Source organism: Streptosporangium sp. NPDC002607, assembly GCF_053592655.1.
The window spans coordinates 25,775-36,328 of the sequence record NZ_JBSFWD010000073.1 but is presented as its reverse complement, the minus strand read 5'-3'; the positions used below and the strand labels follow the sequence as shown (position 1 = coordinate 36,328).

Genomic DNA, 10,554 nt, shown 5'->3' with positions numbered 1-10,554 from the left:
GAGGCGGTGTCCGTGAGCCGTTTCGTGCCCACCCTCGGGCGTGTCTGCTCCCACGGATTCCAGAGCGGCAGGCTGAGGAAGCACCCGCCGGTGGGGCTGCGATCTCGTGTTCAACGTAGCCATCAAAACGCACCTCCTTGAGCTGACGGCCAGGGCTGGTCAACGCGGGGCTTCAAAGCGCATTACTGCACCTCAAGCCCCCTCCCTCAGGAGGGGGTCGTTGACGGCCAGAGTCCGACGCTGGTACTGGCGGCGCCGGCGGGACGGCCACCGCGCACCCACACGGTCGCCGCGCCTCCCGCTCCCGCTTCCGCGAGCAGCCAGTGCACCTCACCCAGATGGTAGAGGGCTACCGCCGGGGCGCCGTGGACATTGTCCACGATCGGGGTGAGGCCGAGACACCTGGCGGCGGCTGCCATCATCTCGGCCATCGTGGACGTGCCGGTGCGCAGGTAGACCATGTTGTGGCTAGGACCGAGCCCGGCGACGAGAATGCCCATGCGCCACAGGGCGACGGCCGCGTCGGCGTCGGTGGCGGTGCCCGGGACGCGCGGGTCGAACTGCCGCCGGGCGTCGCGCCACGCGTTGGTCAACGCCCGCAGGACCCTGCGGTGTAGCGTTCTGGGCACCTCGACGCGCACGGCCGGCGGCCGCTTGAAGCCGGTGTCGCCGGCGTCGGCCTGGGTGACGATGGCCCAGGCCAGCCCTGACAGCAGCCGGGCGATCCGTGCCGCCACCGCCCCGCTGTGCGTCTCCACGACGGGAAGATGACGCGACGCTGTGGCGTGTGTCCCCCCGCCGGTGTTCCCGGGTCCGGTGGAGCGCAGATGTTGCCAGGCGAGCGCCGCCTCCAGCATGCCGTACCCGCCGATCGGAGCCTCCGCGAGGGCGCGGTGGACGGTGCCGCTCGCGCAGTCGAGGCGTCCGGCAGACGGTGACCTCGTGAGGGGGGGCGACGCGGTCGGGCCGGGGATCCGATAGGCGATCGGGGGGCTTGTCATGATTTCTGATCTCCTGTGCGGTCAGTTTCCGGGGATCGGCCTGTCGTCGGCGACGATCCGGCCGCCGCGGACGCGATAGGCCCACACCGTGACCGAGGAGCTGGCAAGCTCGCCGTCGCCGTTGAATCGGATCTTCGTGGTGATACCGGCGCCGGAGTAGCCGTCGACAAACTCCTCCATGTCAGAGCGTCGCGTCCTGCCGGCGTCGATGCCCCGAAGGAAGACGGTGGCGGCGTCGTAGGCCTCCGCGCTGTAGGTGCCCGGGTCGTGGTCGAAACGGATCCGGTAGCGCCGGGCGAACCCGGGATCCTTCTCCGGCGGCCGGCACGGGCAGGTGAGAACCGCGCCCTCGGCGGCCTCGGCCCCCGCCGTGCGGACGAACCCGTCGTCCTTGACCGCGTCGCCCGAGACGAAGACGGCGCTCACGCCCGCGTCGCGCAGCTCGCGCAGGAGCCGGCCGGCCTGGGTGTAGTAACCGCCGAAGAAGACCACGTCGGGGGCGGCCGATTCGACCTCGGAGACCGCGCCGCGAAAGTCGACCGGATTCGGCTGAACCGAGGCGCTCTGCACCACCAGCGAGCCGAGCTCCTTCATGACCAGCTCACTGAGGCCGCGCCCGTAGGGGCTCATGTCGTCGATGACGAACACCTTCCGCGCGAGCAGCTTCTCCTTGATATACCGGCCGACCGCCGGTCCCTGCGCGGCGTCGCTGCCCAGGATGCGATGGAAGGTCGATCGCCCCCAGCGGCTGAGGCCGGGGTCGGTGGCCGCCGGGGTGATGGTGCTGACCCCGCCCTGGTTCAGGATCGGGTTGGCGGCCTGCGACTCGCCGGAGAACGCAGGCCCGACGACACCGATGATCGCGGGGTCGGCGACGACCTGCTGAGCGAGTTCGGGCGCCTGCTTCGGATCCCCCTGGGTGTCGAAGTCGACGAGCCCGACGGGGCAGGCCGGATTCCGGGCGTTGTGCTGTTCGACGGCGAGCAGCGCGCCTTCGCGCATGTTGCGCCCGAGGTTCATGGACTCGCCGGTGAGTGGCCCGAAGAAGGCGATACGCAGGCCGCAGCGCCCCTGATCCGGGACGCGCCCCCCGATGTCGGCGCACCCCGGCACGGCTGCCAGCAGCGCCGCCGCGGCGAAGGCGGTCAACCGGCGGGCGCTGCGCATCGATCGCCTCCAGGCGCTTAGGCCGTCCAGCCGCCGCCTGGCGGATGCCACAGCGTACGGGGGCGTCCCGCACCGCGGGCGCCCGACATGAATTCTGCGATGATGATCATGAGGATTCGATGAAGATCCGGTGAAGGGGGAGAAGTACCACGGAAACGGGAACCGATCCGATCTCCGGAGGAGAGGTTCGTCAGGAGCCTTCGTCCGAGTTCCGCGATGCCCTGTGATCACGCGCGGTGACCGGGCGGGTGAACGCTCGGACGCCCCCGGCCCGCTCCGCACGCGGCTGGTCGAACTCTCCTGACAGGTCGCCCCCCTCGTCTTGAACTCCCCCGGCAGATCGCTACCCTCGTCCCATGCGTGTGATCGTCGTCGAGGATGATCCCGACGTGCGTGGTGCTGTCGTCTCCGGGCTGCGTTCGGCCGGCTTCGCCGTCGACGAGGCGGCCAACTGGAGCCAGGCCGACCTCAGCATGAGCGTCAACGACTACGACTGCCTGATCCTTGACCGGATGCTCCCGGAAGGCGACTCGGCCGACGAGCTCCACCGGCGCCGTCAGGCCGGCATGGCCATACCAGCGATCATGCTGACCGCGCTCGACGACATCAGCGACCGGGTGGCAGGCCTGGAGGCCGGCGCCGACGACTATCTGACCAAGCCGTTCTCCACCGACGAACTGGTCTTGCGGGTGCGCGCCCTGTGCCGGCGCCGCACCACGATGGTCCCGCCGGTTCTGCGCGTCGGCGACGTCACGCTCGACGTGGCTCGCCGGGAGGTCCGCCGCGCCGGGGTGCTGCAAACCCTCACGCCCAAGGAGTTCGCGGTCCTTGAGATCCTGATGACCCACCAACCCGCTGTCGTCACCCGTACCGAGCTCATCGAGCACTGCTGGGACGAGCGGGCCGACCCGGCGTCCAATGTGGTGGACGTCGTCGTCAACCAGCTGAGACGCAAGCTCGGCGAGCCTGCCGTGATCTTCACGATGCGGGGTACCGGTTACCGGGCCGGGCCCGTGCGGCTGTGAACCCGCTACGTCTTCGCGGCCCCGATCCCGGCGGCAGGGGTCAGAAGGGGACGCAGCCGACGCATCTGCAGACGACCGGGCGCCTCAACGGGCTTCGGGTCCGCCTGGCCCTGCTGCTGACAGCTCTCAATGTGATGGGTCTGGCCGGTATGGGAACCGTCGCGATGGTCGTCGACCAGCAGCAGCGCGACGGTCTCGTCCGGGCGGAGCTGGAGCGCACCGCCCGGACCGCGAAAGCCCTGCTGTACTACGAGTCCGGCGCGCTGCGGCTGGACCGCCTCTTCGCCGATCCGGCGTCGAAGGGCCCGACCGCGGTGCACGTGTACGAAGGTACCCGCACCGACGTCCGCCTCGTCTTCGCGTATCCGTCGAGCCTGCCGGTGATCGCGCCAGAGGTTCTGCGCGGCCTCGCCCGGCCCGTCTGGCAGGGGCGCGGCGAACTCGCCGCGACCGTCACCAGCGTGGGGCGTCGTTCACGGTTGCTCGCGGTCCCGTTCTCGCACGCCGTCACCGGAGCGGTGTCGGGCACCATCGTGGTCGCGGTCGATCTTGAGCCCGTTCAGCGGGCCCATCGGCGGCTGGGGTGGATCCTGTTCACCGGAGGAGCGGTGTTCACACTCCTGGCCGGCTTCGGCGGGCATCTGCTGGCCCGGCGGGGCACCCAACCGGCTGTCGAGGCGCTGGGCCAGCAGGAGCGGTTCGTCGCCGACGCGGCGCATGAGCTGCGCACCCCTCTGACGGTCATCCGGGCACTGTCGGAGGCCGCGATCAAGGATCCCGGCCGGCAGTCTCAGGCGTTGCGGCAGGTTTTGCGCTCCACCGAACGGCTTGCCGACTCGGTTGAGGCGCTGCTCATGCGGGCGCGTCTCGTCGCCGGGCTGCGAGAGCTCCAGCGGCAGCCGTTCCGCCTCGACCAGCTGGCCGAAGAGGTGGTGACCGAGACCGTGCAGCCGCCGCACACGGCGGCGGTGTCGGTCTCGCCCACGGTGGCGAGCGGTGACCCGACCCTGGTCCGCATCGCCATCCGCAATCTGGTCCACAACGCCGTCCGGCATGGCCGGACCGGTGCCGAACCCGCGACGATCACCCTCGTCGTCACCGCCGGCATGGTTATGATCAAGGATGCCGGTCCGGGTCCTGGTCCGGGCCCGGACGGCCGACCGGCGCAGCGTTTCCGGAGCGATGCGGCGGACGGCACCGGCCTGGGCCTGACCATCGCACAATGGGTGGCGGAGCTGCACGGTGGGGCACTGCGGCTTCATCCGGCGCCCGGAGGGGGCACTGCCGCGATCATGACCCTGCCCGACGAGCCGCCGCCTGACAGGCGATGACGCTCGCCGCGGTGCCGTGGCGAGGCAGCGTCAGGGAGTGGAGCGGCCGGCTCTGGCTCCGGCGGGTGAGATGGCGAACCAGCCGTTTCGGCCATGCCCGCTGGTGTCGCCGGGCATGCGATCACCGCTGTAACCGTACAGCGGCCACCCCGAGAGGGTGAGCTGCTCGGTGCCGTCGGGCCTGACGACCCTGCCGATCTTTCCCCGGTCTATGCCGACGATCCGCAGCCTCCCGATGTCGCTGACCGGCATCGGGCGCCAGATCTCGGCGCACTCGCCGACGCAGGCCGAACGTGACGGGCTCGCGTCGTCGGCGTCACTGCGGTAGAGGACGTATCCCTGGACGTCGATGACGATGAGGCCGCCGAGCCGCTGCGAGTTGACGGCGAACAGGCCGGGGCCGGGCGCGGCGCTGGGGTCCGACACTCTGGTCAGCTCCGTGTCGGGCCGGAGCGCTTCGCCGTCAGCGGCGCAGCCCGCCACCATCAGGGCGGCGACGGGTCCCGCCAGGAGCGCCGCCCACCGTGAACGTCGGCTCATGGGCACAGTTTGCCTGGACAGCCCGCCGGATGCCTCCCCACCGGGGGTACTCGATGAGATCTTCCTTGTCGGAGACCTTTCGGCGACTGACGACTCGCTTACCCGGCCGTTTCGCCGCCTGGAGTGAGTGACAATCACATGGCCCCCTCGCGGGAGGTGTCACCGAGCGCCGGACACGGTGATCCGGGCGAGGACGACACCATCAACGATCATGGATGGCGTGACGACCCGACCGGCCACGGTCGGATCTCGGTGAACAACAATGCCGGGGGGCCGGGGGATGGAAGCCCCCTCGCGCGTCCACCCGCCACCATGTCTCTCGATCGCGAGCGTGCGGCATCTCAGGCATGTTTCGACGTATCGGATAAGCCTAACGGGTTTCACCGAACACCGGACCGGGTGCGGAGGCCCTCGACCGGAGATCGGCGGGCTGTCCGCCGCTCCCCGGCGGGCCTCCGCACGGACACGAAATGCCCCGACTGTATGTCCGTGAGATGGGAGCGCTCCCAATCACCCCAATGAGATGTATGTACCCACTTCATACCGATAGTCCCACCTAAAACAGTCGGATGTAACGGTTGAGTTTCGGCATATTGACGTCCTGGTTGCCCATCGTCCACTCTTCGTGGGAGCGCTCCCAAAGCACATTGAGGAACTACCGCACCGCGAGGCCGTGTTTGTCGGGGACCGGCCCCCGGTGTCACCTCCCAATGATTCGGGCGACCACCTGAGAGGGGTCCGGAAATGTTGAACAACAAGCGGCACGGCAAGCTCGCCGCCGTAGCGGTCATGGCGGCCACCGCCCTGGCCATCACCTCGTGCGGTTCCAGCGAGCCCGCCAAGCCCGCCGCGGGCGACGGCGGCGCCTCCGCCGCGGCCGAGCCGGTGACCATCACCGTGCACACCTTCGGCGGTGGCGAGAACTTCGGCTACGACAAGGCCGTGGAGACCTGGAACGCGGCACACCCGAACATCCAGGTCAAGTACCAGAACCTGACCGACCGGTTCGAGGACGTCTACCTCCCGCAGCTGCTCCAGCGCCTGCAGGCCGGCAGCGGCGCGGCCGACATCATCGCCCTGGACGAGGGCGCGATGGGCCTCATGAAGGCCCGCCCGCAGTTCTTCACCGACCTGGCCGAGTACGGGCTGGAGAGCCGCAAGGCCGACTTCCCCGCGGCCAAGTGGGACAACGGCATCAACGCCGACAACAAGCTCTTCGCTCTCGGCACCGACATCGGCGGCATGACCATGTGCTACCGCAAGGACCTGTTCGAGAAGGCGGGCCTGCCCACCGAGCGCGACGAGGTCGGCAAGCTCTGGCCGGACTGGAACGCCTTCAAGGCGATCGGCGAGAAGTTCAAGGCCGCCAACCCCGGCAAGGGCGACCCCAAGTTCCTCGACGGCCCGAACACGCTCTACAACGTGATCCTGTCGCAGGAGGCGCCGAAGAACGGCAACGTCGCCTACTTCGACAAGAGCAACCAGCTCGTCGTCGAGAGCAACCCCGCCATCAAGACCTCCTTCGACACGGTGAAGGACTTCAGCGAGGCGGGCCTGACCGCCAAGCTCGCCTCCTTCACCCCGCCGTGGAACGCCGCCATCAAGAAGGGCGGCTTCGCGACCATGGGCTGCCCGGCCTGGATGCTCGGTGTGGTCTCCGGCGCGGCCGGTGACGACAACAAGGGCAAGTGGGACGTCGCGTCCGTGCCCGGTGGTGCGGGCAACTGGGGCGGCTCCTACCTCGCGGTTCCCAAGCAGAGCAAGCACCCCAAGGAGGCCGCCGAGGTCCTGAACTACCTCACCGGCAAGGAGGGCCACGTCATGGCCTTCCAGGAGGCGGCGGCCTTCCCGAGCTCCATCCCGGCGCAGCAGGACCCGGCGGTCGCCGACCTGAAGAACCCGTTCTTCAACGACGCGCCGACCGGCCAGATCTTCGGCGCGTCGGTCAAGGACCTGCTTCCCGTCTTCCTCGGCGAGAAGCACGCCCAGGTCAAGACCGCGGTGGAGAAGGTCCTCGAGGGCATGGACCAGGGTTCGGTCCCCTACGACCAGGCCTGGACCAAGTTCATCGAGGCCGGCGTCAAGGCAGCGGGCTGATCCCCCTACCGACCCGCACCGGCCCGGCGGCGGTGATCCCGCCGCCGGGCCGGTCGCCTGCCCCCGCTGAAAGGCTCCGTTGATGACACTGCACGTCGACTCCCCTGCCGCCCCTCCACAGCCCGGCCCCCGCCGGTCGGCGGGGGCAGGCGGACCGCAGCGAGGCGGTGGATGGGCCCGGTTCGACCTCCGGGCGACCCCCTACTTCCTCGTCTCCCCGTACTTCCTCCTCTTCGCGATCTTCGGCATCTTCCCGCTCGGCTACACCCTCTGGGTCTCGCTGCACGACTGGGAGCTCGCCGGGGACAAGTCCTTCGTCGGCCTCGAGAACTACATCGAGCTGATCACCGACGAGGCCTTCTGGAACGCGGTGATCAACACTCTCGGCATGTTCGTCATGTCGACGATCCCGCAGCTCGTCCTCGCCCTCGTGCTGGCCAACGCGCTCAACAAGCGCATCCGGGGACGGCTCTTCTTCCGCCTCGGCGTGCTGCTGCCGCTGATCACCTCCGTCGTCGCCGTCGCCGTCGTCTTCACCCAGCTGTACGGGCGTGACTACGGCATGATCAACTGGTTCCTGGGCCTCTTCGGAACCGACGCGATCAACTGGCAGAACGAGAAGTGGTCCGCGTGGATCGCGATCTCCACCATGATCGACTGGCGCTGGACCGGCTACAACGCCATCATCCTGCTGGCCGCCATGCAGACCATCCCCAAGGATCTCTACGAGGCCGCCGCCATCGACGGTGCCACGGCCAGGCGGCAGTTCTGGCAGATCACCATCCCGATGCTGCGCCCGACGATCGTCTTCGTGGTGTTCATCTCCACCATCGGCGGCCTGACGCTGTTCACCGAGCCGGTCATGTTCGAAGGCAACCCGACGATGGCCGGCGGCACCACCGGCCAATACCAGACCGTGGCCATGTTCATCGTCAAGGAGGCGTTCCGCGACTTCGACTTCGGCTACGCCTCGGCCGCCGCGTGGATGCTGTTCGCGCTGATCCTGGTCGGGACGCTCATCAACTACTCCTTCACCCGCCGCATCGGGGGTTCCAAGTGACGGCCATCCAGTCCAGGCGGCCCCCGGCGCATTCACGACGGCCTTCCGGCCCGTCGGCCGCACGGAACCGCATCTGGGACGCCGGCCCGCTGACGAAGGTCGTGCTGGCCTTCGCGCTCGTGCTGTCGGCGTTCCCCATCTACTACATGTTCATCATGGCCACCCGGACCAACGAGGAGGCCATCGACGTACCACCGCCGCTGCTCCCCGGCGGCCACCTCGGCGAGAACATCTCACGGCTCCTGTCCACCGAGGACGCCTATTTCATGACCGGCCTGGTGAACTCGGCCATCGTCTCGGTCACCGTGACCTTCTCGGTGGTGCTCATCTCCACCCTGGCCGGCTTCGCCTTCGCCAAGCTGCGCTTCCGGGGCGGCAAGATCCTGCTGGGCCTGATCCTGGTGACGATGATGGTCCCGCTCCAGCAGATGGGCATCGTGCCGCTGTACGAGCTCATGGTCACGCTCGGCTGGACCGGCCAGCTGAAGGCGGTGATCCTGCCCTTCCTGCTCAACGGCTTCGGGGTCTTCATGATGACCCAGTACGCCACCCAGGCGGTGCCGGACGAACTGGTCGAGGCGGCCCGCGTCGACGGCGCCTCCACCATGCGCATCTACGCGAACGTCATCCTGCCGGCGCTACGGCCGGGAATGGCAGTGCTGGCACTGCTGGTCTTCATGCAGACCTGGAACGAGTTCATGTGGCCGTTGATCGTGCTGAACCCGGACAACCCGGTAGTTCAGACGTCGATCGCCGCGCTCAACCAGGCCCACGGCACCGACTACGTGATGCTGTTCACCGGTACCGCGGCATCGGTCCTCCCCCTGTTCATCGTTTTCATCGCGTTCGGCCGTCAGATCGTCGGCGGACTCATGGAAGGTGCGGTTAAAGCGTGACCACGCAAGAGACGCAGATTCAGACCCCGGATCTGGTGTTCCCGACAGGTTTCGTCTGGGGCGCGGCCACCTCCGCATACCAGATCGAAGGCGCCGTCTCGGAGGATGGCCGCGGCGTCTCCATCTGGGACACCTTTGTCAAGCAGCCGGGCCGGGTGGTGAACGGCGAGCACGCCGACGTCGCCATCGACCACTACAACCGCTACCGGGACGACGTGCGGCTGATGGCCGAACTCGGCCTCGGCGCGTACCGGTTCTCCATCTCCTGGCCCCGGATCCAGCCCGAGGGACACGGCCCCGTCAACCTCAAGGGCATCGACTTCTACAGCCGCCTGGTCGACGAGCTCCTCTCCCGGGGCGTCGACCCGTGGGTGACGCTCTACCACTGGGACCTGCCCCAGTCCCTGGAAGACGCGGGCGGCTGGCCGTCACGGGACACGTCGAAGCGCTTCGCCGACTACGCGGCGGCCGTGCACGACGCGCTGGGCGACCGGGTCCGCAACTGGAGCACCGTCAACGAGCCCTGGTGCTCGGCGTTCCTCGGGTACGCCTCGGGTGAGCACGCCCCCGGGCGGCGCGAGCCCGACAAGGCGGTGTACGCCGCCCACCACCTGCTGCTCGCGCACGGCCTGGCCGCGCAGGCGATACGGGCCCAGCGCCCGGAGAGCGTCATCGGCGGCTGCGTCAACCTGTACGCGATCACGCCGCAGACCGCCTCCGAGGCCGACCAGGACGCCGCCCGCCGCATCGACGGGCTGCAGAACCGTTTCTTCCTGGACGCCCTGCTCAGGGGTGAGTACCCGGCCGACGTGCTGGAGGACCTCGGCCGGCCGGCCGGGCTCGTTCAGGACGGGGACATGGAGATCATCTCAACGCCGCTGGACAAGCTGCTGATCAACTACTACAGCCGCTTCACCGTCTCCGGAACCCCCGGCGGCGCGGCGTCGGCCGCGGCGGCGCCCACCGACACCGGGTCACCCTGGGTCGGCAGCGAGCACGTCTCGTTCGTCGAGGGCGGACGTCCCGTGACGGCCATGGGCTGGGAGATCGACGACTCGGGGCTGCTGGAGATCCTGCAGCGGCTGGCCGCCGAGTACCCGCGCGTCCCGCTGGTCATCTCGGAGAACGGCGCGGCCTTCGACGACGTCGTGGGACCCGACGGCGTCGTCCACGACCGTGACCGGGTGGGCTACATCGACGCCCACCTGCGCATCTGCCACACCGCGATCGAGGCGGGGATCCCGCTGGAGGGCTACTTCGCCTGGTCCCTGATGGACAACTTCGAGTGGGCGTGGGGGTACGGAAAGCGGTTCGGACTGGTGCACGTCGACTATGAGACGCAAACTAGAGTTCCCAAAGAGAGCGCTCTCTGGTATGCCGGGACCATCAGGCGCGGAGGCCTGAACGGTCCGACAGAATAGGGGCCGGCGAATTCAC

The 10,554-nt window shown here is 68.8% G+C and carries 9 protein-coding genes; 6 read left to right on the top strand and 3 right to left on the bottom strand.

Translation table 11 applies throughout. From position 1 onward, the window contains the following. Window positions 1-206: 206 nt before the first annotated feature. The gene (locus ACWD3H_RS43035) at window positions 207-1,001 is read right to left on the bottom strand and encodes a hypothetical protein (protein WP_451959117.1); all 795 of its coding nucleotides are present in this window, start codon (window positions 999-1,001) and stop codon (window positions 207-209) included. Between the two features lie 21 nt (window positions 1,002-1,022). Further along, window positions 1,023-2,168: a branched-chain amino acid ABC transporter substrate-binding protein gene (locus tag ACWD3H_RS43030; RefSeq protein ID WP_451959116.1), complete on the bottom strand. Its 1,146-nt coding sequence runs from the start codon at window positions 2,166-2,168 to the stop codon at window positions 1,023-1,025. Between the two features lie 356 nt (window positions 2,169-2,524). Here ACWD3H_RS43030 and ACWD3H_RS43025 point away from each other — a divergent pair, with 356 nt between their 5' ends. Both ACWD3H_RS43025 and ACWD3H_RS43020 read left to right on the top strand, forming a co-directional pair. Further along, the gene (locus ACWD3H_RS43025; protein ID WP_350920608.1) at window positions 2,525-3,193 is read left to right on the top strand and encodes a response regulator transcription factor; all 669 of its coding nucleotides are present in this window, start codon (window positions 2,525-2,527) and stop codon (window positions 3,191-3,193) included. Further along, window positions 3,190-4,524, top strand: a complete 1,335-nt coding sequence (locus tag ACWD3H_RS43020; RefSeq protein WP_355568453.1) for a sensor histidine kinase — start codon at window positions 3,190-3,192, stop codon at window positions 4,522-4,524. The genes ACWD3H_RS43025 and ACWD3H_RS43020 overlap by 4 nt, the downstream gene beginning before the upstream one ends. 30 nt (window positions 4,525-4,554) lie before the next feature. Here the strand turns inward: ACWD3H_RS43020 and ACWD3H_RS43015 are convergent, their stop codons facing one another. Then, complete coding sequence (locus tag ACWD3H_RS43015; protein ID WP_355568455.1) at window positions 4,555-5,064, bottom strand: hypothetical protein; 510 nt, start codon at window positions 5,062-5,064, stop codon at window positions 4,555-4,557. A 744-nt stretch (window positions 5,065-5,808) separates the two neighbouring features. Between ACWD3H_RS43015 and ACWD3H_RS43010 the strand changes: the two genes are divergently transcribed. The 4 genes from ACWD3H_RS43010 (at window position 5,809) to ACWD3H_RS42995 (ending at window position 10,538) form a co-directional block, all read left to right on the top strand. Next, window positions 5,809-7,161, top strand: coding sequence for an ABC transporter substrate-binding protein (locus tag ACWD3H_RS43010; protein WP_451959115.1), 1,353 nt, complete (start codon window positions 5,809-5,811; stop codon window positions 7,159-7,161). Between the two features lie 82 nt (window positions 7,162-7,243). Next, window positions 7,244-8,221: a carbohydrate ABC transporter permease gene (locus ACWD3H_RS43005; protein WP_350920619.1), complete on the top strand. Its 978-nt coding sequence runs from the start codon at window positions 7,244-7,246 to the stop codon at window positions 8,219-8,221. After that, window positions 8,218-9,117 carry a carbohydrate ABC transporter permease gene (locus tag ACWD3H_RS43000; protein ID WP_451959114.1) on the top strand — a complete coding sequence of 300 codons (900 nt, stop codon included), beginning with the start codon at window positions 8,218-8,220 and terminating at the stop codon, window positions 9,115-9,117. The genes ACWD3H_RS43005 and ACWD3H_RS43000 overlap by 4 nt, the downstream gene beginning before the upstream one ends. Next, window positions 9,114-10,538: a GH1 family beta-glucosidase gene (locus ACWD3H_RS42995; protein ID WP_451959113.1), complete on the top strand. Its 1,425-nt coding sequence runs from the start codon at window positions 9,114-9,116 to the stop codon at window positions 10,536-10,538. Before ACWD3H_RS43000 ends, ACWD3H_RS42995 begins: the two co-directional genes overlap by 4 nt. The last annotated feature ends 16 nt before the right edge of the window (window positions 10,539-10,554 follow it).

Excerpts from the sequence above, each read along its gene's own strand:
- ACWD3H_RS43005 (WP_350920619.1), top strand. The coding sequence starts at position 7,244 with ATGACACTGCACGTCGACTCCCCTGCCGCCCCTCCACAGCCCGGCCCC.
- ACWD3H_RS43025 (WP_350920608.1), top strand. The coding sequence starts at position 2,525 with ATGCGTGTGATCGTCGTCGAGGATGATCCCGACGTGCGTGGTGCTGTC.
- ACWD3H_RS43010 (WP_451959115.1), top strand. The coding sequence starts at position 5,809 with ATGTTGAACAACAAGCGGCACGGCAAGCTCGCCGCCGTAGCGGTCATG.
- ACWD3H_RS43015 (WP_355568455.1), bottom strand. The coding sequence starts at position 5,064 with ATGAGCCGACGTTCACGGTGGGCGGCGCTCCTGGCGGGACCCGTCGCC.
- ACWD3H_RS43035 (WP_451959117.1), bottom strand. The coding sequence starts at position 1,001 with ATGACAAGCCCCCCGATCGCCTATCGGATCCCCGGCCCGACCGCGTCG.
- ACWD3H_RS43030 (WP_451959116.1), bottom strand. The coding sequence starts at position 2,168 with ATGCGCAGCGCCCGCCGGTTGACCGCCTTCGCCGCGGCGGCGCTGCTG.